The organism is Ensifer sp. Root954 (genome assembly GCF_001429005.1).
GTDB classification, from domain to species: domain Bacteria; phylum Pseudomonadota; class Alphaproteobacteria; order Rhizobiales; family Rhizobiaceae; genus Ensifer; species Ensifer adhaerens.
Map to the genome: position 1 here is coordinate 114,981 of NZ_LMJM01000012.1, position 23,891 is coordinate 138,871.

20 protein-coding genes and 1 pseudogene are annotated in these 23,891 nt (G+C 59.7%); 13 read left to right on the forward strand and 8 right to left on the reverse strand.

Features of this window, described 5'->3' with window-relative positions; translation table 11 throughout:
- Nucleotides 1-109: 109 nt before the first annotated feature.
- Nucleotides 110-2,251, forward strand: coding sequence for a TonB-dependent siderophore receptor (locus ASE71_RS06905; RefSeq protein WP_060520246.1), 2,142 nt, complete (start codon nt 110-112; stop codon nt 2,249-2,251).
- 39 nt (nt 2,252-2,290) lie between these two features.
- On the opposite strand, the gene ASE71_RS06910 is transcribed toward ASE71_RS06905, so the two are convergent.
- Both ASE71_RS06910 and ASE71_RS06915 read right to left on the reverse strand, forming a co-directional pair.
- Nucleotides 2,291-3,190 carry a helix-turn-helix domain-containing protein gene (locus ASE71_RS06910; RefSeq protein WP_060520247.1) on the reverse strand — a complete coding sequence of 300 codons (900 nt, stop codon included), beginning with the start codon at nt 3,188-3,190 and terminating at the stop codon, nt 2,291-2,293.
- A gap of 480 nt (nt 3,191-3,670) precedes the next feature.
- Nucleotides 3,671-4,156 carry a DUF3016 domain-containing protein gene (locus ASE71_RS06915; protein ID WP_063891190.1) on the reverse strand — a complete coding sequence of 162 codons (486 nt, stop codon included), beginning with the start codon at nt 4,154-4,156 and terminating at the stop codon, nt 3,671-3,673.
- 587 nt (nt 4,157-4,743) lie between these two features.
- Here ASE71_RS06915 and ASE71_RS06920 point away from each other — a divergent pair.
- Nucleotides 4,744-6,027 (forward strand): diguanylate cyclase, encoded by a 1,284-nt coding sequence (locus ASE71_RS06920; RefSeq protein ID WP_082566396.1) that lies wholly within the window; start codon nt 4,744-4,746, stop codon nt 6,025-6,027.
- Nucleotides 6,028-6,267: 240 nt separating this feature from the next.
- Nucleotides 6,268-6,525, forward strand: coding sequence for a hypothetical protein (locus tag ASE71_RS06925; RefSeq protein ID WP_127890887.1), 258 nt, complete (start codon nt 6,268-6,270; stop codon nt 6,523-6,525).
- Between the two features lie 78 nt (nt 6,526-6,603).
- Here the strand turns inward: ASE71_RS06925 and ASE71_RS06930 are convergent.
- The 6 genes and pseudogenes from ASE71_RS06930 to ASE71_RS06955 all read right to left on the reverse strand — a co-directional run bounded on the left by ASE71_RS06930 (nt 6,604) and on the right by ASE71_RS06955 (nt 12,720).
- Nucleotides 6,604-7,772: pseudogene (locus ASE71_RS06930) on the reverse strand (alpha-hydroxy-acid oxidizing protein).
- 130 nt (nt 7,773-7,902) lie between these two features.
- Nucleotides 7,903-9,411, reverse strand: a complete 1,509-nt coding sequence (locus tag ASE71_RS06935) for a tripartite tricarboxylate transporter permease (protein WP_082566397.1) — start codon at nt 9,409-9,411, stop codon at nt 7,903-7,905.
- A gap of 10 nt (nt 9,412-9,421) precedes the next feature.
- Nucleotides 9,422-9,886, reverse strand: coding sequence for a tripartite tricarboxylate transporter TctB family protein (locus tag ASE71_RS06940; RefSeq protein ID WP_060520250.1), 465 nt, complete (start codon nt 9,884-9,886; stop codon nt 9,422-9,424).
- Nucleotides 9,886-10,842, reverse strand: coding sequence for a tripartite tricarboxylate transporter substrate binding protein (locus ASE71_RS06945; RefSeq protein WP_060520251.1), 957 nt, complete (start codon nt 10,840-10,842; stop codon nt 9,886-9,888). Before ASE71_RS06945 ends, ASE71_RS06940 begins: the two co-directional genes overlap by 1 nt.
- Nucleotides 10,843-10,999: 157 nt before the next feature.
- A complete protein-coding gene (locus ASE71_RS06950; protein WP_060520252.1) occupies nt 11,000-11,683 on the reverse strand; it encodes an RraA family protein in 684 nt (227 codons plus the stop codon).
- Between the two features lie 47 nt (nt 11,684-11,730).
- The gene (locus ASE71_RS06955; RefSeq protein ID WP_060520270.1) at nt 11,731-12,720 is read right to left on the reverse strand and encodes a hydroxyacid dehydrogenase; all 990 of its coding nucleotides are present in this window, start codon (nt 12,718-12,720) and stop codon (nt 11,731-11,733) included.
- A 194-nt stretch (nt 12,721-12,914) separates the two neighbouring features.
- On the opposite strand from ASE71_RS06955, the gene ASE71_RS06960 reads away from it, so the two are divergent.
- The 10 genes from ASE71_RS06960 (at nt 12,915) to ASE71_RS07005 (ending at nt 23,876) form a co-directional block, all read left to right on the forward strand.
- Nucleotides 12,915-13,781, forward strand: a complete 867-nt coding sequence (locus tag ASE71_RS06960; RefSeq protein WP_244496886.1) for a LysR substrate-binding domain-containing protein — start codon at nt 12,915-12,917, stop codon at nt 13,779-13,781.
- A gap of 494 nt (nt 13,782-14,275) precedes the next feature.
- The gene (locus ASE71_RS06965; RefSeq protein WP_060520254.1) at nt 14,276-14,818 is read left to right on the forward strand and encodes a hypothetical protein; all 543 of its coding nucleotides are present in this window, start codon (nt 14,276-14,278) and stop codon (nt 14,816-14,818) included.
- 857 nt (nt 14,819-15,675) lie between these two features.
- Nucleotides 15,676-16,395, forward strand: coding sequence for an IclR family transcriptional regulator (locus ASE71_RS06970; RefSeq protein WP_060520255.1), 720 nt, complete (start codon nt 15,676-15,678; stop codon nt 16,393-16,395).
- Nucleotides 16,396-18,132 (forward strand): hypothetical protein, encoded by a 1,737-nt coding sequence (locus tag ASE71_RS06975; protein WP_060520256.1) that lies wholly within the window; start codon nt 16,396-16,398, stop codon nt 18,130-18,132. It abuts the gene before it with no gap.
- Nucleotides 18,129-18,845, forward strand: coding sequence for a hypothetical protein (locus ASE71_RS06980; RefSeq protein WP_034802081.1), 717 nt, complete (start codon nt 18,129-18,131; stop codon nt 18,843-18,845). The genes ASE71_RS06975 and ASE71_RS06980 overlap by 4 nt, the downstream gene beginning before the upstream one ends.
- 11 nt (nt 18,846-18,856) lie before the next feature.
- Nucleotides 18,857-19,828 (forward strand): membrane dipeptidase, encoded by a 972-nt coding sequence (locus ASE71_RS06985; RefSeq protein ID WP_034802078.1) that lies wholly within the window; start codon nt 18,857-18,859, stop codon nt 19,826-19,828.
- 104 nt (nt 19,829-19,932) lie between these two features.
- The gene (locus ASE71_RS06990) at nt 19,933-21,006 is read left to right on the forward strand and encodes an extracellular solute-binding protein (RefSeq protein WP_029742656.1); all 1,074 of its coding nucleotides are present in this window, start codon (nt 19,933-19,935) and stop codon (nt 21,004-21,006) included.
- Nucleotides 21,007-21,132: 126 nt separating this feature from the next.
- Nucleotides 21,133-21,984: an ABC transporter permease gene (locus ASE71_RS06995; protein ID WP_029742657.1), complete on the forward strand. Its 852-nt coding sequence runs from the start codon at nt 21,133-21,135 to the stop codon at nt 21,982-21,984.
- Complete coding sequence (locus tag ASE71_RS07000; RefSeq protein WP_029742658.1) at nt 21,981-22,811, forward strand: ABC transporter permease; 831 nt, start codon at nt 21,981-21,983, stop codon at nt 22,809-22,811. Before ASE71_RS06995 ends, ASE71_RS07000 begins: the two co-directional genes overlap by 4 nt.
- Before the next feature lie 15 nt (nt 22,812-22,826).
- Nucleotides 22,827-23,876 carry an ABC transporter ATP-binding protein gene (locus ASE71_RS07005; protein WP_060520257.1) on the forward strand — a complete coding sequence of 350 codons (1,050 nt, stop codon included), beginning with the start codon at nt 22,827-22,829 and terminating at the stop codon, nt 23,874-23,876.
- The last annotated feature ends 15 nt before the right edge of the window (nt 23,877-23,891 follow it).

A 23,891-nucleotide genomic window follows, 5' to 3' on the forward strand; every position in this document is an offset into this window, starting at 1 on the left:
ACGTCCGGCGCGGCTTCGATGCGCAGCGGACGGGAAGACGCGATGCAGTTCGGCGACCTCCAACGGCATTCATGGGGCCAATCGCTTCCGCGTTTACGTAAATTGGAAAATGGACATGGATATTCAGATAAGCCGCAGCCCGAAGCAGGCGCCGATCCGCTACCGCAACGCGCTTCTCCTTGGTTGCACGACACTCTTTGCCTTGGCGCCTGCCCTGTCGTTTGCACAGGAGGCAGACACGCAAGGCGGTGCAACGACGCTGGAGAAGATTGTCGCCGAAGTGACGAGAGGCGGCAGCGTGCTGAACACCGATGGCGATTCGAAATCGATCGTCGCCACGGAAACCACCGGCGTCGGCAAGATGCCGACCGATATCCTTGTCGCGCCCGCCTCGGTTTCCGTCATTACCTCAAAGGAAATTGAAGAGCGCGGCGCAGACACGGTCGAGCAGGTCGTGCAGTATACGGCCGGCGTGGTGACCGACTTTTATGGTTCTGACGACCGCTTCGACTATTTCGACATTCGCGGTTTCACGCCGTACACTTATCGCGACGGCCTGGCCATCGGCAGAACTTTTGCCGGGGTTCGGGAAGAACCCTACGCGTTCGAACGCATCGAGGTGTTGAAAGGCGCGAGTTCCTCGAGCTTCGGAGCGGCGGAGCCGGGCGGATCGGTCAACTATGTCACGAAGACACCGAAGAGCGATCGTTTCGGTGAGGTCTACGGCACGGGCGGCTCGTTCGCGCATAAGGAACTGGGTTTCGATTTCGGTGACAACCTCACCGCGGACGACACACTGTCCTATCGCCTGACCGGCAAGTTCCAGCGCTCGGATGCTGAGTACGACTATTCGCAGGATGACGAGAACTTCATCATGGGTGGCCTGACCTGGCGCCCCACCGACGCCACGAGCCTGACATTTGTCTTCGATCATCTCGACAAGGATGGCGTGCCCGGCAGCGGCGGCCATCCGCTCGGTACCGATTTCGACAGGGACATGTTTTTCGGCGAGCCGGACTATTATTTCACCGAAACGAACCGCAACACCTATAGTGTCCTCTTCGACCACGATTTCGGCAATGGCCTCAGTTTCAGCTCGAATGCGCGCTACAGCAACCTGAACGACGGGTTCGGCAACGCCTATATCGGCAGCACACCGACGAACGGGTCGACCGTGGCCGGCCGCTATTTCTTCGGAAACGACAAATCGACCGAACAATTCGTAATCGACGCACACCTCATGTACGAGGCAGGTTTCGACAATGTCGAGAGCCGCACTCTATTCGGCGCCGACTACAACAAGTACTCTGCGGACAGCGCCAATTTCTATACGCCCGCACCGTCGATCGATTGGGAAAACCCTGTTTATTCCGGTGGTCCTGGCGCGATGTCCCCCTATGCCAAGACGAACAACGACCAGCAGACCAACGCCATCTATCTACAGCAGGACTTGACCTTCTTCGACAATCTGACGGTCAGCGTCGGCTTGCGCAACGATTGGCTGGATCTCAGCGAGACAAACCTGCTTGCAGGAACCGCACGGAGTGGCAACCATAGCGAATTCACAACGCGCGTTGGTGCGAGCTACAAGATCACCGAGGAGCTGGCCCCCTATATCAGCTACGCCGAGTCGGCGGCACCGCCCGCTGTGGGCAGCGATCCGACAACGGGAAAGCAGTATGAGGTTGGCATCAAGTATCGCCCGGACGCATTTCCGGCCTTGTTCACCGCATCCGTCTACGATCTGACGAAGGGCAACATCACCGTCTTCGACCAGGTCACCTATCTGCCGCAAACGGTCGACAAGGTCCGACATCGCGGTTTCGAACTCGAAGCCAAGGCGGAGGTGACAGACAACATCAGCGTGATTGCCGCCTATAGCTACATCGATTCCAAGATCGAAGAACCCGGCGGCGCCAATGACGGCAACCGCCTGATGCGCGTTCCCAAAAACATCGCTTCGGTGTGGGGTACCTACACGCTGGAAGGCGAAGGTGCGCGCGGCGACATGATGTTCGGGCTCGGGGCTCGCTTTACGGACGCCTACTACACCAACATCACCAACACGACGTCATCGGACAGCGCAGTCGTGTTCGACGCGGCCTTCACCTACAAGGTCCAGGAAAACACGACATTCCAGCTGAACGTCAACAATGTGTTCGACGAGAAACACGTGGCGAGCAAGGACACCGGCGCGGTGTACTACAATCCGGGACGCAGCATACTCGCGACGCTGCGCCAGACTTGGTAGACATGGGTCATCCCGCCGGAGATATGCCGGGCGGGATCCTCACGATTGCCGGAATTGCTGCATCCGCCGCCAAGCCGCCGGCGTTTCGCCAACGATCTGGCGGAAGACTTTCGTCAGATGTGCCTGATCGGAAAAGCCGAGCTGGGCGGCGATACTGGCGACCGGAAGATCACTTTCACCGAGCAACTGCTTCGATAGCTCGATACGCTTTGAAAGCTGCCACTGCCATGGAGTGGTACCGGTTGTTTGCTTGAAGACATTTGCAAACCAGCTTTCCGATAGACCGACGACCGCAGCCATATCGGCGACCGACATGCGATAGTCACCAAGCGCGTCGACATGCGAGACGAGCCGGTTCATCTGCGCCTGCGTCAGCCTGCCGTCGGCCCTTTCCTCACGATTGGCCGGAATATCCAGAAGCCCGGCGACGATGCTTCCTATCAGGCTTTCGGCATAGACTTCATGCTTGGAGGGGTTCCTGATCTCGTCGGCCAACAGTTTCGCCAGAGCGTCGATTGCAGCCACGTTTTGAAGCTCGACCGGGCGGCGCAACGCCGACTGCGCTACAGAACTCCCGACCGATGGAGCCAGATAGCGCAACACCCGATCCTTATGGAGGTGCAGGTTGAGGTGGGAGAAGCTGTGTGCCCTCCGGCTGCCCGTCCACAAGGGGATACCGGCTGGAACATATACGGCGCGCGCCATGGGGCGCGAATTCCTCGTCAGATCGTTGTCCAGATTCGAGATGCGAACGTTCGGCGAGACGTCGTTGAAGAAGAACATGATACGCGGATCGTCCGCGAGGTAATAGCCGCTGGCACCGGCCTGGCTTTCCGCCTCCCAGAGAACGCTGACCATCCCATCATACTGGCGCCATTGGACTGGTGCCGTGACCCGGATGCCTTCGGTTCTCCAGGACATTGAATGCCAGAAGCCCATTTTTCGATCAGCTCTTCCTCTTCAGGTGTCAGATGCCTTGACGGTCAGGGAAATGCACTGTTGCTGACACCGTCACCTCAGATTGTAAGTTGACGCTAATTGTCATATTTACCTGGATGTGGCAAGCCGACCTTCCCACGCTCGTCTAATGTCCGAACAGGAGTCCACCCCGTCGGGGGACCCGCGAGTTTCGCCGCCGAAAGCTCGCCGCATGCGCTGATGCTCATCGACATAGAGCGTCGTCAATTCGGAAAGTTCGCTCGTCAGTCCTACGAGGGTGCCGGCAATGGTCCGCAGCGCGGACACGTTTTCGCCACACTTTCCGCGGCCGGCAAGATAACCTTCGCAAGACATTCAAGACTTATCTTGAACCTCTGCAGGGGAGACAGTCTTCAAGGCACAAGGCGCAAGTCAAGTTCACCATCCGAACGCACGTGCTCCGGGACAACCATCCCGTATCCATCGTCAGTGTCGTGCAGGCTAAAGCTTAACGAGACGCTTGCAGAACCAGTCGCGCAGCATTTCCTTTTCATAGGGGTGTCGCTCCATCGCCGTACGGGCCGACGACGTCCAGAGGTAGTTGAGGTCACTAACCACCTCTTCTCCCTGCGCCAGCACCCGTCCCCCTTCAGTTAACTTGTAGCGAAGCTTGAACCTCGGCGGGGTTGAATCGCGAAGGATGCGCACGTCGTCGAAATAGGGCCGCCAGGGTTCGTACTGACCGGCGAGCGTGACATCGAGGACGTCGATCCGAAGCGCCTGCCCCTTCTTCAAGCAGCGGCCCGCAAGCGTCTCGAAATAGCCGCGAAACTCGGAGATCAGGCGATTGCGCTCGCTGAAGCTGCGGAAATCGGGATCCCGGAATTTCTCCGGGTGCACGAAGTCGACGGATACGGACGCGTACGCGGTGCTGCCAAGGAGCAATGCGACAGTTACGGCAAACGCAAAGCGGGTTGCAAAGCGCATGTCAGCCTCCATCGATCATTTAAAACGTAGGCCGAAAACCCCTCTCCACAAGGGCACTAAAGTGCGCAACAGTCATCGTGGGACGCAAGCAAGCTTCGTCGCCGGGATGGCACGCCGGTCGCGAACTCTAAACCTTTTGCGAAGACGTCAGACCCATCGTTGAAGACGCGTCACCCTCTCATACTGACAACCCGAAGTTGGGAAAGCGATCTGGCGCCGTTCGACCTCTCGAGACGAACACATTTTCCACCAGAGCGAAACTTCCTGGGGGCGCATCTCACGATGTTCCGCCGGCTACCGGGACAGCAAATAAATCAGATTATTGAGCAGCTTGAACGGGTCGCTGAAAGCACAGGCGTTATTGTGTGCGATCGGATTGAAACGCGCCTATCCTCCCAATGCCTGGGAGATAGCTGCCCAATCCATGCAGGCCGATAGAACTCAAGTCGACCGACGTGCGCCGATCTGAGACACCGCCATGCGGGATGAGCGCATCGACACAGGTCGTTAAGCCAGATCGGTAAGGTCGCGCGCAGGCCGACAGCTCGTTCTTGCCATCGACACGACCGCCCCTACATTGCCAAATCATGGACACGCATCGAGCATCAGGCGTTTCACCAGCAAGCGGTGTTTCAACACAAACAGGCCCTCAGCGATTGGCGCCCACGGTTGTCAACGAAATCGACCGCCTGCTTGCCGGACGAACGCGCGACATCCGTCTGAACGCGGAGCTTTCCCGCCTCTTCCGGATGCGGTCGTGGCCACAAACGTCGAAGATCATTCGCGCCTGGATGGTTTGGGTGGTCATTCTCGATGTTCTGACGCTGGCTGTAAACGCGGCCTTGCTGCCGTCTGAAGCCGTCATGAAGATGCTTCTTCCAGCATCGATCCTGCCACCTGCAGCCATCGTTACGGCGATCGTTTTCATGAAGCCGCGCGGGCTAAAGATGGAGGCCTTAGCGCTCCACCTTGGCATATTCTTCATTCTGCTTTCAGTCGCACTGGTCGGCGTCACAACGGGCGGTGAATACTACGAACGACATCTGACGATCATGCTCTTTGTCGCCGTGACCGCGATCATCATATTCCCGGTTCCGCTCGAGTGGTCGATGGCGATCGCCGCCTTCGCGCTCGGCCTCTATCTCGTCTTTCAAGTCCAAAACCCGGATATCGCCGCCGAGAATGCGCTGGCGGGCGCCCTCTTTTTCGCAAGCGGCGTGATTGCGACCGTCGTTGCGCGCCGGACGGCAGGCATCCTGGGGCACAAGACTTTCCTGCTTGAACTGCGCGATCGGTCTCGCCTTGCCGATTTAACGGACGCAAATTCGCGGCTCGAGCTACTTGCACGAACCGACCCCCTCACCGGCATCGCAAATCGGCGCTGGATGGTGGAAACGCTCAATCGTGTGTGGAGCAGCGGCGTCGCGCAGACTAAAGGTGCGGCGATACTCATGTGCGATATCGACCACTTCAAGCAGCTCAACGACAGCCTCGGGCACTCGGAAGGCGACCGGTGTCTGGTCAAGGTCGCAGGCATCATCCAGAGCAGCATGCGCGACGAACGCGATCAGGTCGCGCGTTATGGCGGCGAAGAATTCCTGGTCCTCCTGCAGGACGCCAATGAGGAGGATAGCGTGTCGGTGGCCGAACGTATTCGACGGCGCGTCGAGGCTGCGTCCTTGCCGAACCCCAGATCGACCGTCGGCGCCTATGTCACGGTCAGCATTGGACTGGCGGTCCTGAAAGACGGCCATGAGGTGGGCTCATTTGAAGCCCTGCAAGGGCAAGCGGACGAAGCCTTGTACGCAGCCAAGAAAAATGGACGCAACCAAGTGACCCTTCACGTGCCACCCCAATCTGCCCCTGCCTGAGCTTTCGGGTATCGCGCTCGGCGCGGGCTGCTTTCGCCGGAAGAGCCCAGCACTAAATCTTTCGCCTTGAAGGGGGTTGAACCGCCGACACCTGCATATTTTTTGCGCAGTGCTATTGGTGCAGCACTGAAAAACGGTCGAACCGGTCCCCGCTGATTGGTCCACGTGCTTGGATTGACGTTGCTATCGGCAATTTTGTGGAGGACAATGACGGATCCTGGATCTGAGAGGCGACAGCCATTGGACTTCGAGAAAATCGGCCGAGCACGCCTCATGATACGGCTGCCACGACACCGCAAACAGCTCTCAGAATTGCGATTTCTGGCATTGAGCACTCTGATCGAAGCCTACGGCCTAGCTGTAGTCACTCGCAATGAGTTGAGCGAGCATGCCATGTCTGATGAACCGCTGAAGGCTGAATACACCGACAAATGCCAGGCGATCGAAGACGAGGTGGTGACGTTGCTCACTAATATAAGCCCTCGTTTCGTCAATTAACTCCAGCTGGGGCATTGGCTGCGTTGGGCAAGACCCCGACCGCCACCTACAGCGCTTACTGCAATCACGCGTTAACCGTCACGCGAGGCGATCACGGCGAACGACAAAACAGCCATCGATGTCATCTATCGCCACGACTCCGAGGAGCGCCATGTCCTGATGGATTTCCGATTTAGGATATCGATAGCTTTACGGATAGCTGGACTGCCGGCGACAACCGCCGCGTAGAGGAAAGGCCGCCCGACAAAAACGAAGCGTGCGCCCAACGCCAGTGCCTTGATTATATCGGTGCCCCGCCGGAAGCCGCCGTCGACCATGACAGTGGTTTTGTTGCCGATCCGCGCAACGATCTCAGGAAGCGCGCTTAAGGGCGACATGGTGCCGTCGAGTTGACGCCCGCCGTGATTAGACACGATCAACCCATCCGCGCCCACGTCATGCACGCGCGAAGCGTCGGCTGGATGCAGAACACCTTTGACCACGAGTTTTCCCGGCCAACGCGCGCGAATACGCTCAAGGTGGTCCCAATTCAGGTGATCCCGCCGCCCGAATTCGCGCATGATGTTCGACGAAATGATCGGCGCTCCACGGTCTGCATAGGAGTTCTCAAAATGCGGGACGCCCTGCGTCACCAGAGTGCGTAGAAAGGTGCCGATCGTCCATCGCGGATGGGAAATGCCATGCCACGCCAAACGCAGGCTCGGGCGCAGGGGAGTAGAAAAGCCGGCGCGTACATTGTTCTCGCGATTTGCCAGTGTCGCTGTGTCGACCGTGAGGACCAGCGTCTGAAAACCGGCGCGTTGCACGCGGTCGACAAGTGCATCAATCCGATCGGGTTCTCCTGGAAGATATGCCTGGAACCACGAGCCCGGGGCGGCACCAGCGACTTCTTCGAGCCGTGTTAGCGACGATCCGCTCATGATCATGGGAATTCGACCCTTTGCGGCCGCCTCGGCCAGCGCAACGTCGCCGCGGTAGGCCATCAGCGCACTGATACCCATAGGCGCGATCCCAAACGGCGCGTCATATGTTTCGCCGAGAAGTGTCGTTTGGGTGCTGCGCCCGGAGACGTCTCGAAGGACACGCGGCCGAAACGCATACGCGTCGAAGTCCTCTGAATTGTAGCGCAGAGACGCATTGGTTTCGCTTGCACCCGCGATGTAGCCGAACAGCGGGCGCGGAAGGCGACGCCTGGCCGCAGTTTCAAAATCATTCAAGCAGAGATACTTTTGAAGGGGATCGCCCATTATTTGTCCACCAAAGTCGCTGGCCGCAGCTTCCAACGATCAGGTTGCCGGGGCAATGACGCCTTACATCATTTCGCGAAAAAACGGCCGCGCGAAGCGGCCGTCATGGAGCGTCGTTATCAACCGGTGGTCACGCTTCTTCATCTTGAAACGCTACCTCGCGCGTCCGACGGAACGACGGCAGCACCATCAGCACGAGCATCCCAACCGTTGCGATGAGCAGGACCAGACTGATCGGGCGCTCGTAGAAGACGCTCGGATCGCCATGGGAGATGGTCATCGCGCGACGGATGTTCGTTTCAAGGAGCGGACCGAGAACGAAACCGAGCAGCAGCGGCCCTGCTTCACATTTCGCCTTGCGGAACGCGTAACCCAACAGACCGAACCCTGCGGCGAGGACAACATCGAAGATGCGGTTGTTGATGCTGTAGACGCCAACGCAGCAAAACAGCAGGATAGCCGGATAGAGCAGGCGATAGGGAACCGTCAGCAGCTTCACCCACACACCGATCAGAGGCAGATTGATCACGACCAGCATTAGATTGCCGATCCACATGCTGGCAACGAGACCCCAAAAAATCTCCGGCTGAGTCGCAAGAACGGTCGGCCCTGGCGTGATGCCGTGGATGATGAAGGCGCTCAGCATCATTGCCATCATGTTGTTGGACGGAATGCCGAGTGTCAGCAACGGTATAAACGAGGACTGTGCGCCGGCATTGTTGGCAGCCTCCGGACCTGCGACACCTTCGACGGCACCCTCGCCGAACTCGGACGGGTTCTTGGAGATCTTCTTCTCCACCGAGTAGGCGCAGAAGGACGCAAGGGTCGCCCCACCGCCGGGCAGGACACCAAGGAATGTACCGACGCCCGTCCCGCGCAGGACTGCAGGCCATGCCCGGCGGAAGTCCTCTCGCGTTGGCCACAGCCGGCTTAGCTTACTCACGAGCACGCCGCGCGCCTCATGATTTTCGAGGTTCTCGATAATCTCCGCAAAGCCAAAGAGACCAATGGCGATGACGACGAAGTCGATGCCGTCGAACAACTCCACCGCGCTGAATGTCAGGCGCTCCTCGCCTGAACTGGCATCAATGCCCACCATCCCGAGGAGCAGGCCGAGCAGGATCATGCCAATGGCTTTCAGAATCGGTCCGCGAGCAAGCACCGTTGCCGCGAGTAGGCCGAACAGCATGAGCGAGACGTATTCGGTCGGCCCGAACGACAGGGCAAAAGAGGAGAGCGTCGGACCGGCAATGGCGATGCCAAAAGTCGCGACCGTACCGGCAAAGAAGGAACCGAGAGCCGCGACAGCGAGCGCCGATCCCGCTCGTCCCTTCTGCGCCATTTTATAACCGTCAATCGCCGTCACCACCGAGGAGGCTTCTCCCGGCAGGTTGACCAGAATGGCCGTTGTCGAGCCACCGTACTGAGCGCCGTAATAGATGCCGGCCAACATGATAAGCCCGGCGAGCGGCGGCAGGTAGAAGGTGATCGGCAAAAGGACGGCGATCGTGGCAGTGGGGCCGATGCCGGGTAGCACGCCGATCAGGGTGCCGAGCAGTGCGCCCAAAAGGCAGAAGCCAAGATTTGTGGGCGTCAGCGCCTCGCTGAATCCCAGCATAAGGAGGTCGATAAAGTTCACAAGTCCCTCCTCAGAATGGCCAGATGGGCATCTGAACGCCCAAGCCGACAATGAAGACCAATGCGCCAAAGGCCGTCAGCCCGGCCGTAAGCAGGATCACTTCGCGCAGTTTCGAGTCACGATCGGCAATGCTGCCGACGAGCAGCAACCACACGGCCGCTGCGACGAACCCGAAGAATTCAGCAATGAAGGCAAAGCCGACGACCGAAGCGAGAATGATGGCCACCGGCCAAAGCTTCGGTGCGGCGATCTCCTGGCGATCACGAAAGGCACCAATTCCGCCGACTGTCACGCCAACGATGATGAGAAGCCAACAGACGATCGTGGGAAGATAACCTGGTCCCATGGCAGACGCCGTCCCAAGGGTCAGATCGCGCCCGGCCCAAAGGCCAAGCGCGCCAAAACCCACGAAAAGCAAGGCGGTCAGGAGGTCCGGACGATCGCCCGCCCCGCCAGCTTTGCGCGGCGCCGACATTACTGCTGTTCCTTTGCGAGCTTCCAGATGGCGCCCAGCCGCCCTGCCCGAACCGGCAATTCCTTGCCCCAGTCTTCAGAGGAGAGGTAGGAAAGGGCAAGAGACTGTTGTTTGGCTTTCGCCTGGAATTCCGGATTATCGAGCGCTTTTCGGATAGCGTCGGAGAACTTGACCCGGACATCTTCCGGCACGTCGCAGCTCATCGCAATGCCGCGCTCCGAACTCACCAGAATTTCAAAGCCCTGCTCCTTTGCCGTCGCCAGATCGGGGGCGATCACAGCGCGTTCTTCTGCGAACTGGCCCAGATTCTTGAAGGCTGAATGATCGCTGCCAACGAATTCGCCGACGTTGATGCCAATCGTCATGACATGGCCGCCAAGAAGCGCGGTGCGTGCCTCGTTCGCACCGTTGAAGGTTACGGCGGTGAGATCGACACCGGCAGCTTTTTCAAGCTGAAGCATCGCCAGATGCTCGTCGGTGCCTAGTCCAGTCGTACCGACCGTAACCGCCCCCGGATTTGCCTTGGCGAAGGCAACAAGATCCGTGAGCGAGTTGAACTCGGAGTTGGCCTGGACGATGAACGAACCCGGATCCTCAACGATGCGAGCAACAGGGCAGATCTTCTTGGGGTCGAAACGGACCTTTCGATCCATCTGCATGGTCAGATAGCCGGGCGTGTTTAGCGAGGAAGCGGTGTAGCCGTCCGGACGGGCTTCCGTCATCGCCGTGTAGGCGATTTCACCCGAAGCACCCGGCCGGTTCAGAACCGTGATTTTCGCGCCGAGTTCCTTCTCGACGTATGGCGCCAGGGTTCTGTTCATAACGTCCGTGCCCCCGCCCGGAGCGAAAGCGACGATGAACTCGATGGGCCGATCCGTCGGCCATTCGGCATGTGCAGCACCTGCGCCCAAGAAAAGGGTCGTCGCCAGCGCGGTGTTTCGGATCAAATGCTTCATGCTATCCTCCCAGTGATGTCTGTTATCGAGCGCGCCTCGCGCTTCGAGGTTTCATTGGGCCCGACACGGACTTGCCGTGACGAGCCAGGATCTTTGTTTTGGCCGGTGAGCTTCAACTCCTCCGTGAAGTGCCGGCAAAATTCAGTCGCTCACGCGATCAAGGTTCAGGCGGCAGTTCGCAACCACCCTTCGTGAGCGCGTCGTTGAACCAGGTCGGCTTGTGCGTCCCGGCCTTGATGTTTTCCATCTGCTTGTTTTCGGCGGCGTGCTTGGCAGCGGTCCGATCGTAGACCTCAGCCACGTCATCGATCGGGATCACGACCACCCCATCCGCATCGCCAAGGACCAGATCGCCCGGCATGACCACCATGCCGCCGATGGCAATCGGACAATTGATTTCACCAGGGCCGTTCTTGTACGGCCCCCGGTGAGTGACCCCGGCGGCAAATGAGGGAACGTTCAATTCGAGAAACGCATCAGCGTCGCGAATGGCTCCGTTGAGAACGAAACCGGCCACCCCGCGACCCCGCGCATGGGCAAGCATCATCTCGCCCATTAAGGCATTCGTGACGTCGCCGCCCGCATCGATGACGATGACGTCGCCTTCGGCAGCCATGTCGATTGCCTTGTGCAACATGAGGTTGTCACCGGGCGGTGCCTTGACCGTAATGGCGGGGCCGGCGAGTTTGCCAGACCGGTGCATCGGCCGAAGCTGGGCGCCGGCGGCATGCATGCGGTGCATGCTGTCGCTGACATTGGCAACCGGCAGTTCCCGAAACTTCTCGACCCACGCTTGCTCGACGGCCCGGGGCCGACTGCGAACTCTGAATCCAATGGTCAAAATACTCTCCTGAAAGTGCGATTGATGATGTTGAATGAGCTCGATCGTTAGGCTGTGGCCGCCAAGGCCCGGAAGTTCACGATCCTCTCGCGACCGAGACCACGCTCCTCCAAAATTGCGAGCACTCCCTCGACCGCATCGATGCCGACACGGACATTCGCCTCCGTCGTAACACCACCAATGTGGGGTGTGACAACAACCTTCGGCTCCTGCCAGAACGGGTGGTCGGGTGCAGGTGGCTCGGTCTGGAAGGTGTCCAGTCCGGCGCCCGCAATATGATCGTTGGCTATGGCGCGCAGCAGCGCGACTTCGTCGATGAGGCCGCCGCGAGCGGTGTTGATGACGTAGGAGCCCGGCTTCATCCGAGCAAGGCGCTTGTCGTCGAGGAGGTTTCGTGTCTCGGGCGTCAGCGGGCAGTGCAAGCTGATGATATCCGAGCCAGCGAGGATGTCCTCGACTGTGTTCCGCCGGGCGACGCCGGCCTGTTCGAACGTGGCATCATTCGTGAACGGGTCGTAGGCGCTGACGTGGATGCCAAAGGGTTTCGCGAGCGCTGCCGTATGACGTGCGATTGCGCCGAAGCCGATAAGTCCAAGGGTCATGCCCGAAAGCTCCTTGCCCAAAAAGCCCGGCTTTTCCCACTTTCCCGCTCTAAGCCCGGCATCGAGCGGCAAGACGCGCTTCACGGTTGTGAGGAGAAGAGCAATCGCGTGTTCGGCGACGGATTGAGCGTTCGCACCGGTTGCAACAACGACAGGGATTTCGCGGCGGGAGGCAGCATCGAGATCGATATTGTCGACTCCTACCCCATGTTTGGAAATCACCCGAAGCGAAGGGGCAGCGTCAATCGCCGAGGCACCGAAGCGGCCCATGCGAACAATGACACCAACCGGATCGGCGCCGGCCACGATGCCTACGAGAGCTTCTTCGCTCGTATAAGGCGGTACGTAGACCAGACTGTAACCGCGTTCTTCGGCGAGCTTCACTGCCCGCTCATTGATCGCCGGGCCGGTGACGAGAATGTTTTGGCTTGGCATGCGTACCTCGATTGGCAATGGCGAGGACGCAAGAGCACTATGGTGCTTTTGCCAGATCCTCCCTCGTGCCCGAACTCCCGTGGGCACCTCCTACACAAGACGGTAGCATAAGCATTTCTTGATAAAAGCGAATAATTCTGTCAAAGATAAACAGAAAATCTTAATTCGATAGGTGCCCGTTGGACATTCGTCAGTTGAAGACCTTCATCGCGATTGCAGAACACGGCACGTTCGCGAAGGCGGCCGACGCGGTTGGTCTCACACCGTCTGCTGTGAGCCAACAAATTCAGGCGCTGGAATTGGAAGTGCGGGCAGAACTGTTCGATCGCTCCACGCGACCGATCACGCTGAACAGTCAGGGACTTCAAATGCTAGAGGCAGCACAAGGTCTCGTGCGTTCTGCCGATGATATCGTTGACGCTATTTCCGGGAAATCGGTCGGTGGCACGTTTACCATCGGCTCGGTGCGCTCAAGCGCCCTGTCTCTTTTGCCGAAGGCGATCATCGCACTCAAGAACGACTTCCCCGGCTTGAAGATCAAGCTCCACGTTGCCAACACCGATGAGCTGCTCAACGATGTCGTTACCGGACGCCTCGATTCAGCGATGGTGGCCGAATATTCCAGCGTCCCATCGACATTGCGGTGGAGCCCGTTCATCCAGGAACCCCTCTTTGTGATCGCTCCAAAGGGGACGCGTATCAGGCCTGCGGCGGAGATGCTTACGGAACTTCCCTATGTGAAATTCATCAGCCGGTTTCGCCTTGCCAACATTATCGAGACCGAAGTCGCGAGAAGCGGGATCGTCACGAATGTCATTGCCGAGATCGACACGATCACAGCAGTCGTCGCCTGCGTGGTCAATGGACTCGGAGTTTCAATCGCGCCCTGGAGCGCCTTAAAAGAAGCCGGCGGCGAGGTGGTTGCCGTGCCCTTTGGCGAGCCGCCAATCTATCGCCAGATCGGCCTTATAGAGCGCCGGGCCAGTCCTCGAGCAGCGGTCATCGACCGGCTTCACCAACACCTAGTCAGTTTCAGCGGGGAATTCGGGCTTACTCGATGACGGATGTCGCTCGATCAAACGCAGCGGCTGATTTATGGGCGAACGCGCGATTGCGTAGCTCCCCCAGATTTAGCGGCAGGCGTCCTCCGCGCCGCGCGGCCAGAACCAGTTCGCGCGCAGCTTGATCGGTCAAAAGGGTCGCCGCAGGACAGCACAGCGCCGGCCAGCCGAGGGGGATTGGGACCACCGCCGGCAAGCCGCTCCGCTGAATTGCGGAATGGCGACGATTTGCCGGCCTGGGTGCCCGCTTCCGATCTCCGCGCATTGCAGACGGTTTGCGCGGATAGTCGCGCGGCGGTTCCGGTCGATGGATTATTCGATCTCCTGTAACGGTTTATACGATTCACGACCTCGCCAGCGACTGTTGAATGTCCACACTCTGCAAACAACCTGCCAAGCTTGAAGTTTAGATCTAACTAATATCTACTAGCTGGAATTGTACTATGCACGGCTCCGAGCTCTTGATCATGGGATGGCTTTGCTGAGGATGCTTCATGTTTTTGATCCGCACCGATCTTGATGAAGCCGTTCAAAAATGGCGCGACATCATATTCACATCCTTACCATCTGACCGACTTGGCGCGTACGTCGCTTTGCGCAAACACGATCTGACGATCGAACTTCACGACGTCGACGAGGAAAGCGATCTTCTCGTCTTTGCCTCCGATGGCGAAGCGTTGGCCGAACGATTTCGGTTGGCTTATCCCTATGTCGTGACATATGCAGGGAATCCCGGCTATCCGCTAGAATATCTAGTTTGGCTTTCATTTCACATGCAAGCAAACTTCGATCGGCTAGGTGTCCTCGAAGTGAGCGCGACTTATGAGGATCAAGGCGGCGAAATCGAAAACATGTCTGCCGTTGCGATGGGCTTCTCGCACCAGACCGACCTTGAAGAATTCATAGATCGGTTTGACGGTCAGGACCTGAGCAAGGATCCACACTTCGGCCACGAGGTGTATGTTGCCGAAGTCAGAGGCCCCTCTCCATCCCCTGGGAGTTCATCGATGATCCCGCCTCCGCTGGACGCCGGCTGAGCCCGATCGTGAAATCTTGAAATAGCCCGGCGGTTGCTGCGTAACTCGAATTGATTAGCCAGGCCCCCTAAAAATCCATTGCTTTTGAGCGCCCCACTTGAAACAATATACCTGTAATTGCGCAACCACAAAGCACACGTTAAATGAGATTCGTGCTGGTCTTATTGCCGCGCAATTCCTCCATTTATCGAACGCGCACCTTGATTAAGCCTCCGCCCGTCGCGGAGGCTTAATCATCCATAGGGGGCCGACGTCACTGACGAAGGTTTTGCGTCAGTCCCTATAGGCCGATCCCTCGCCGAGCTTGCTTCTGTCCGCAGTTCGAGCTGGGCCGCTGCTCAATAGAACTGCTGAGGGGACGTCGATCCCTTCTACTTTGCGGTGGATCCCTTTTCAGCACGGAGCCGCTTTTGTGATCGCGTCAAAAGGCGCACCCCAAATGCCGCCGGCACCCGACACTCACGACCGATCATCGACGATTGACCTTGCCCCAATGTCCTAGCCAGTTTTGAGTTCGCTCCAGCGGAAGCCGGCGCAACCGGCCGCAGAAGTTTACCTGGTGGTTCGCGTGGCCTTTGCCTTGCCAATGTGGGTACCGGTCCAGATGTCTATGAGAAGTGGTCCGCCTACAAGCCAGCCCCAATGCCCGGCCCAGCAACGAGCGGTGCATTGCGTGGGTTCGGGAAGATGTTGCCACATTCAAACTGTTAGCGCCTGGTCAGCCGCGAGCGCGCTCGGGCGCAGATATTTTTCACCCAGCCACACGATTCCCAAGTTGACAGATATCAACATATCGTCCAACATAAATATACAACGTCTTCTAATATTGGACAATAGGAAAAAGGAAGAAATTTCGAATGGCAGTCCGCCCCCTTTCATCCGTGCTGAAGACACTTGCTGCATTCGACTGTGTCGCGGCCGCCGCGGAACCGATGCGACTGGCCGAGGTCGCCAAGCAGCTCGGAGAAGCCCGAGGCGCTGCCCACCAGCGCCTCGTCACGCTAGTCGAAGCGGGCTGGATCGAGCAGACGCAGGACGGTCGCTACCGGCTGACACTGCGGGTCGTCAGTCACGCAGCGATGGCGTTGGAGCAGTCCAATCTCGGCGCGCGCTTTGCGGGGGTTCTCGAGGAAATGGTGACGCAGAGCGGTGAAACGGCTTCGCTTGCTGTCCTCGATGGCAAGGATGCGGTCATCGTTCGCCGGGTGGAATCGCGCGGTGTTCTTCGGGCCGACCTCAAGGTTGGTGCGCATCTGAGACTCGATCGCACGGCATTTGGCCGCGTCCTCGCTTCGCATGCACGCCCGGAAATCATCGAGCGCCTTCGGGTGCAGGGCGTGAGCCTGCCCGATGACGAGATGATGACGCTGGTTCGCCAGCAGGGATACGGAATTTCCGAAGTCGAGGGCCCGCGCACTGTCTCGGCTGTGGCCGCCCCGATCCTGGATGCGCAGGGCGAGTGCATTGGAGCACTGGCCCTTTCGGGCCCGTTCCAAGGTTTTGACACTGAAAAATGCGCTGGGATCGTCGTCGCGGCAGCGGCGGCGAGCTCTGGACGCATGCGAGGAGACCAATAAATGACTGCCCTTAGAAGACCTGCTCCGGAATCGGACACCCACCGCATCGCGCGGCTAATGCGTTCAGCCGGAGAAATGATGGCGCCCGAACGCCTGGCCGCGATCCAGCCGTCGCGTGTCAGCGCATCTCGCGCATTGCTCAGCCAGGCAATCCGCGGTCGCTGGCAAATCCGGTGCAAGCGCTTCGAGATCGATGAGAAGGGCAACGGTGTCGCTGAATACCGCATCGATATTGGCGGATGGCGCTTCAGCTTTCCCGTCTATTCCTTTGAGCCCTCACCCCACGGCCGCACCGGCCGCATCATTGGCCGGGCCTGGGACATGATGGGCGCGCTGGTCGAAGGCGATATGAGCCGGGCCGATTTCGAGACGACGCGCGCTGAACTTCCCAAGCTCTATGAGGGACGCGCCACAGCCGGCACGCTCATTTGGTGCCGCTCCAACCGCAGCGGTCGCTTCTTCGAGAGTGCACGCCAGGCGCTTGCGTCAGGAAGGCAGCCGGACGTCGCTGAGCTGGCGCAGACCTGCTACCTCATGCGCAACACAGGTCTCGACGGCAACGGCACGTTTGGAACCAAGACATTCCTTGCCTTTGAAAAAGATCACCCCCTGCGCTGGTCGCTCGCCGCGCAAATGCTGTGCGCCTATATGATGCGCGTCTTTGCCCAGGACCTGCTGCAGCACCTTGTGCGCCTTGGCTCACCGCAGGGTCCCGACATGGCCAAGGACCTTCGCCGTTTCCTCGGCGTCGGCAACGGCTCGGCTCTCGGCCTGATGCTCTTCGTCAACAACCACCCGCGGCTGATCGAACGCTGGCTCTTTATTCGCGAAGAGGCCATTGCGCGAGCCAAGGCGGTTCTTCCTGATGACTCTGGTTCTGAGATTGCCAAGCTGCTTGCCCTCGTCGACAAGGCGATCATTTTCCGCAGCCAGGACCGTGCGGCCTACGAGAACTTCACGCGCTCCGATGTGCTTGCTGAAGAGCTGCAGACCATCCGGCGCGCTGTCGCCGACCTTCTGCAACGCTGGCAGGCGGGCAACCGCTTCGAGGCAGAGCCCTTCGCAGAGCTTGCGGCCTCGCTTGAGGGCCGCGTGCACGCGGAGGCGATGGAAACCCTTCATTCGCTGCTGATCGAACTCGTGCCCGATGAAGCCGACGCCCTGGTCGGGGGCCTGGTCATCGATGAGGAATTGACGGGGCGCCCGGAGATGCCGGTCCACCGGCTGCGCGACCTGGTTCGCAATGACTATGCATGGGCGTTCAATCTTAATCTCGAGGTGCCCGCCGGCGAGCGCTACGTCTGGTACAAGTCAGTGACCGCGGAAGAACCGCGTCGCGGCCTTGCAACGGAGGTCGGTCACGATGTCGTCAATCTCGGCCTCGACCTGCCACGTCTCGTGGTGGCGCTGGACCGCGACCTTTCTGCGGTTGACCCCAACCTCAGCACGGCGCGCTTCCTGTTCGCCCATCCGCAGCACCGCGCCATCGTCACCCGCGTCCAGGCGCTTGCCGGCACCAGCCTGCATTCGCCGCAAGCCGACATCATGAGCGGCTCGTTTACGCCAGCCCATATCACCCGCCTTCTCAATGTCGGCATTCACGGCATCGACAAGACACGCGACTTCCTCGACCGCAACCTGCGCGGCGTCCTGTTTCATGGCGCGCCTCTTCCCGAAGACATTGCTTCTGGAAACGCCGACGCGCTGTGGTTTTATCCTGCGGAGCCAAGCCTGTGAGCACCTGCCAGTCCAACCTTTCGAACTCGATGACTGTGAGCCTGCGCGAGATGCGCATGGTGTTCGAGCGTCTCCTCCAGGTCACGCGCATCGAAAGCGGCCTCGTCCCGGCCCTTAGGGATTGTGCCGTCTACTCTGCGGCCCTCGGTCTTGGCGGCTTTTCGCGTCTGACCGCAACGCTCGAGACGATCAGCAAGGCCACCCCAAAGGCCCTGTCACTCGACGTATCGGGCGACCCCGTCATCGACTGTGGCGGCCAGCATGCCTGGCTCGCCGCCGATGCAGCGCTCGAGCTCGCGGTCGAAAACATGAAGACAGGCGGCAGCGGCGTTGTCACCGTGCGTAACGCCAAAGACATCGGCGAACTCAAAGTCATCGAGGCACTCGCGCAGCGCTTCAGCCTGAAGGCAACAGTCGCCGTCGACGTCGACCGCGCGGCTATCGCCGTCACACAAGCGCCTGATCCCGATGAAATCGCCCTTCTCGACAAGATCCGCCGCAATGGCGTTGCCGTGGACGCAGCGACTTGGTGGGAACTCTACCATCGCTCGGCGGAAGCCCTCGCGCCCGACAGCTATCTTTCGCGTCGCCATGCCGGCCCGATCATCGTCGAGGCCGACGGCAAGGTCATCGGCCGCCAGGACGAAGACGAGACCGATTTTTCCCTGCTTCTGGCCGACGCGCCCAAGAGCGCTGCTTCCGGCAAACACTGAATGGAATAACCATGATCATCGATGCTCTGCAATGCGGCCACTTTGACCGCTCGTCCTTCCAGGCCCTGAAACGCGGCGGCTACAGCGCCGTCACCCCGACGCTCGGCTTCTGGGAGGGGACAATGGAATCGCTCGATTCCCTTGCCCGCTGGCGCGACATGGAGCGTGAGAACGCCGACATCATCCTGATCGCCCGCACCGCCGCCGATATCGAGCGCGCCGAGCAGGAAGGAAAGCTCGCTGTTGTGCTCGGCTATCAGAACTCCAATCTCTTCGAAGACCGCATCGCCTATGTGGAGTTCTTTGCCGAACTTGGTGTACGCGTTGTCCAGCTCACCTACAACAACCAGAACGAACTCGGTGGGTCCTGCTACGAGGAAAATGACAGCGGCCTGGCCCGGTTCGGCCGGGACGTCGTGCGCGAAATGAACCGGGTCGGCATACTGGTCGATCTGTCGCATGTCGGCGACAAGACGACGCTGGACGCGATCGAATGGTCGCAAAAGCCCGTGGCCATCACTCATGCCAACGCCGCCTCGCTCTTTGAGCACAAGCGCAACAAGTCCGACCGCGTAATCAAGGCGCTTGCCGCCCGCGGTGGTGTGATCGGTTGCGTAGCCTACCGCAACATCACGCCCGCCAGCGCCTGCGCCACGGTCGACGGCTGGTGCGAGATGGTGGCGCGAACGGTCGATATCGCGGGCGTCGACCACGTCGGCATCGGCACCGACATTTCCCACAACCACACCCAGCGTGACTACGACTGGATGCGAAAGGGCCGCTGGACACGATCCGTTCAGTACGGCGCGGGTTCGGCGGCCACGCCTGGAGCCGTGCCAAAGCCGGAATGGCTGCTGAAACCGGAAAACCTTCAGGACGTGGCGCCGGCGCTTCTTCGGGTCGGTTTCAATCAGGAAGAGGTGAACAAGATCCTCAGAGGCAACTGGCTGCGTCTTTACGGTGAGGTCTTCCGCGCCGACTGACCGATTAGGGAAACGAAATTCCAACGAAAGAAGGGCCGCCGCCAGACTCGCGAGCGGCCACGGGGAACAGCAATCAACGACCGTTCGACTAAGGAGAACAACGAATGGACACGTTCAAGAAAGCATCGGTAATACCGATGTCGCGACGCGCAGTGCTCGGTGCTGGCCTTTTTGGGGCCGCCATGCTTGCCTCACCCCTCGTGCGCCGCGCAAGTGCTGCGGACAATGTACTTTATGTCAACACCTGGGGTGGCGACTGGGAAGTTTCCGTCAAGAAGTTCCTCTTCGATCCGTTCACGGCCGACACCGGCATCGAGATCCGCACGGTCTCGCCGATCTCGTTCGCCAAGCTTGCTGCGCAAAAGACGACCGGCGTCTTTGAATTCGACGTCACGACACTGGGCGTGGCCGACGTCGCCCGTGCGAATGCAGCCGGCCTCTTGGAAACGCTCGGAGACCATGTCGATGCGTCCAAACTTTGGCAGGGCGCCATCTATGAGAACGGCCTCTCGACCCACGGCTTTGCCACGCAGCTCGCGTTCAACAAAACGAAGTACCCGGATGGTTTGAAGAACTGGGCCGACTTCTTCAACGTCGAGAAATTCCCGGGCAACCGCAGCCTGCAGCGCCACGCCGCCCGCGTTCTCGCAATCGCGTTGCTCGCCGACGGCGTTTCCCCGGATCAACTGTTCCCTTATGATCTCGACCGCGCTTTCGCATCGCTCGACAAGGTCAAGGACAACGTGCGTGTCTGGTGGACGGCAGGCCCGCAGGCCCGCCAGATCCTGACCGACGGCGAGGTCGACATGGCCGGCCTTTGGGACAGCGATGCCGCCGGCGCGAAGAAGGCTTCGAAAGAGCCGATCGAGATCGTCTGGGACCAGGCGATCGTCGACCAGGCGTGCTGGATCGTCGCCAAGGATAGCCCGCGTGCCGAAAACGGCTTCAAGCTGATCAGCCATATCGGCCAGAATGCCGAAGGCCTCGCGAAGTTCTGCATCGCCGACCAAAATGGCCCGATGAACCCGAAATCGTTCGATTTCATCCCAGCTGAGGTGGCCAAGACCATGCCGACTTATCCCGATCACCTCGCCCGCGCCGTCATGCTTGATGGCGCCAAGCTGACGGCACAGATCGACGAGTTGAGCAGCCGGTTCGAGAGCTGGGTCGGTCTTTGATGCAACCCTCCCGGTTCCGCGAGAAACGGAACCGGGTTGGTCTAAGAAACAGGTGCATTGCCTAGGGACGGCCCGCCGCCGCCATGGGATCGGGGTTTCCCGATCAGGTACTGAGGGAGCATTGACATGAAACAGAGATCGTTTTCGCCCATTGCGGAGGGGCCGATACCGCTGATGGCCCCGGCAGCGGTCTTCCTTGCGGTGTTCTTCCTGGTGCCGCTTGCCTATGTCGGCTGGATGAGCATCTCGCAGCCGGTGGTCGGCCTGCAGAACTTCGCACGGCTTTTACATTCGAGCCTGTTTGCGTCCGTGCTCTATCAGACGTTCAGGACCGCCTTCCTGGTCACCGCTCTTGCGCTACTCTTCGCCTATCCGCTCGCCTATGCTGCCGCCAACGGATCCAAACGCTTCGCCACCTTTCTCCTGACCGTAGTCGCCCTTTCTTTCTGGACGAGCTATCTCGTGCGCACCTATGCCTGGATGGTCATTCTCGGCAACCAGGGGCCGGTCACGGCACTCCTTACCTGGCTCGGCTTCGATCCTGCGCCGAAGCTACTCTTCACCACGTTCAGCGCAACGCTTGCCATGACCCACGCGCTCATTCCTTTCATGACCATGTCGCTGTTCTCGGTCATGAAGCGCATCGATCCTCTCTATGTTCGCGCTGCGGAAAGCCTCGGCGCGAGCCCGCTTCGTGCCTTCCTCGCAGTCTATCTGCCGCTTTCTGCACCGGGCATCGTCAACGGTTGCACGCTCGTCTTCATCTCCTGCCTCGGCTTCTATGTGATGCCCGTGCTGCTCGGCAGCCCGCGCGACCAGATGATCGCAGGTATCATCGGCGACCAGATCGAACAGACACTCGACTTCGGGCTTGGCTCGGCAATCTCGATCGTGTTGCTCGGTCTGACGCTCGCAGTTTACGCGCTCTACAACCGCTTCTTCGGACTTGACCGGCTATGGGCAGGAGGTGGCCGATGAACCCGTTCGTTCGCGCGCTTGCGCTCCTCATCGCTTTTTTTGTCGCTGCACCGATGTTCATTGTCATCCCAATGTCGTTCAGCTCGGCTGCGTCGCTGACCTTCCCGCCGCCCGGCTACACGCTTGCCAACTACATCAACTTCTTCTCGGACCCCAACTGGACTGAGCCGCTCATCAACAGCGTCATCATCGGTCTTGGAACGGTACTGGTGACGCTCTGCCTTGCGATCCCCGCGTCCTTCGCACTGGTGCGGCATATCTTCCTCGGCCGTGAATTGTTCAATCTCCTGATCATGCTGCCAATGATCGTGCCGACCATCGTCATGGCGCTCGGCTACTACATGTACTTCGGTCAACTTCGCCTCGTGCAGAGCTACCTTGGCGTCATCCTCGCCCATAGCTGCATCGCCATGCCGATGGCGACCCTGATCCTGACGGCGGCACTCAAAGGGTTCGACCGGTCCGTCGAGCGGGCTGCCATGAACCTTGGCGCGTCGCCCTTCACGACATTCCGGTTGGTCACCTTCCCGATCCTGCGTCCCGCCTTCACCGTCGCCGGTCTCTTTGCCTTTATCGCTTCCTTCGACGAAGCGGTGATCGCGCTCTTCATCTCCGGCCGCGACAGGGCGACCTTGCCGCGCCAGATGTTCAACGCCGTCCGCCAGGAGGCAGACCCGACCATCTCGGCGGCATCCTCTTTCCTGTTTCTGCTCGTTCTGGCTGGCGTCTGCGTCTGGCTCGCGCCGCAATTTGTGCGCCGCCGGTCCGGGACCACACGTCAGCCGCTCGAAAACGGCGCCACCAACACCGCTGCGGCGGCATCCTGATCAAGGAGCACAGCCATGAACGCCCGTTCTCTCACACTTCGCAACGTCAACAAGAGCTACGACGGCAAGCATATGGCGGCCGACAACGTGTCGCTCGACATCAAGGCTGGCGAGTTCGTCTCCTTCCTTGGCCCCTCCGGCTCCGGCAAGACCACGACGCTAATGATGATTGCCGGCTTCCAGCATCCGACGAGCGGAGAGATCCGGCTCGGCGAACGCGCCATCGACAAGCTGCCGCCACACAAGCGCAATATCGGCATGGTCTTCCAGAACTACGCCCTCTTCCCGCACATGACGATTGCCGACAACGTCGCCTTTCCCCTGCGCATGCGCGGTGTGGAGAAGGCCGAGAAGGAACGGCGGTCGCGGGAGGCGCTGGCCAAGGTCGGCCTGCAGGGTTTCGAGAAGCGTGTCCCTTTGGAGCTTTCGGGCGGCCAGCAACAACGCGTGGCCCTTGCGCGCGCACTCGTTTTCGAACCAGACATCATTCTGCTCGACGAACCGCTCGGCGCGCTCGACAAGGCGCTTCGCGAGCATATGCAGGTGGAGCTGAAGCGCATCCACCGTGATCTCGGTGTCACCATGGTCTATGTCACCCACGATCAATCCGAAGCGATGACCATGTCGGACCGGATCGCCGTTTTCAACGAGGGACGCATCGAGCAGGTAGGCACCCCAAACGAGATCTATTTCGCGCCGAAGACCCACTTCGTCGCCTCCTTCATCGGCGACAGCAACATCCTCGCCGCTTCCTCGCTTGGCGATGGCCGCTACGAGACGCCAGTCGGCGTCGTCGACACCAAAGCCGCAGGCGGTGACCGCAACAGCAAAGCCGAATTGCTGTTGCGCCCCGAGATGATCCGCCTCGCCGATGGAGCGGACCCAAGCTGCCAGGCGATGAAGATCGACAGCACTATCAACTATGGTGACAACCTGCTGGTCATCGGCAAACTCGGCGCGCAAGCGATCCGCATGCGCGTGCCCGGCGTCGATGCGCGAAGGCTCGACGGTGCTTCCGAGTGCCACGTCACCTGGCGCAGCGAAGATGTGCACGTCATCGCCTGACAATCGCAAAGCGCA

Coding starts and splice junctions, on each gene's coding strand:
- ASE71_RS06905 (WP_060520246.1), top strand. CDS start 110: ATGGACATGGATATTCAGATAAGCCGCAGCCCGAAGCAGGCGCCGATC.
- ASE71_RS06910 (WP_060520247.1), bottom strand. CDS start 3,190: ATGGGCTTCTGGCATTCAATGTCCTGGAGAACCGAAGGCATCCGGGTC.
- ASE71_RS06915 (WP_063891190.1), bottom strand. CDS start 4,156: ATGCGCTTTGCAACCCGCTTTGCGTTTGCCGTAACTGTCGCATTGCTC.
- ASE71_RS06920 (WP_082566396.1), top strand. CDS start 4,744: ATGGACACGCATCGAGCATCAGGCGTTTCACCAGCAAGCGGTGTTTCA.
- ASE71_RS06940 (WP_060520250.1), bottom strand. CDS start 9,886: ATGTCGGCGCCGCGCAAAGCTGGCGGGGCGGGCGATCGTCCGGACCTC.
- ASE71_RS06945 (WP_060520251.1), bottom strand. CDS start 10,842: ATGAAGCATTTGATCCGAAACACCGCGCTGGCGACGACCCTTTTCTTG.
- ASE71_RS06955 (WP_060520270.1), bottom strand. CDS start 12,720: ATGCCAAGCCAAAACATTCTCGTCACCGGCCCGGCGATCAATGAGCGG.
- ASE71_RS06965 (WP_060520254.1), top strand. CDS start 14,276: ATGTTTTTGATCCGCACCGATCTTGATGAAGCCGTTCAAAAATGGCGC.
- ASE71_RS06970 (WP_060520255.1), top strand. CDS start 15,676: ATGGCAGTCCGCCCCCTTTCATCCGTGCTGAAGACACTTGCTGCATTC.
- ASE71_RS06975 (WP_060520256.1), top strand. CDS start 16,396: ATGACTGCCCTTAGAAGACCTGCTCCGGAATCGGACACCCACCGCATC.
- ASE71_RS06985 (WP_034802078.1), top strand. CDS start 18,857: ATGATCATCGATGCTCTGCAATGCGGCCACTTTGACCGCTCGTCCTTC.
- ASE71_RS06990 (WP_029742656.1), top strand. CDS start 19,933: ATGGACACGTTCAAGAAAGCATCGGTAATACCGATGTCGCGACGCGCA.
- ASE71_RS06995 (WP_029742657.1), top strand. CDS start 21,133: ATGAAACAGAGATCGTTTTCGCCCATTGCGGAGGGGCCGATACCGCTG.
- ASE71_RS07000 (WP_029742658.1), top strand. CDS start 21,981: ATGAACCCGTTCGTTCGCGCGCTTGCGCTCCTCATCGCTTTTTTTGTC.
- ASE71_RS07005 (WP_060520257.1), top strand. CDS start 22,827: ATGAACGCCCGTTCTCTCACACTTCGCAACGTCAACAAGAGCTACGAC.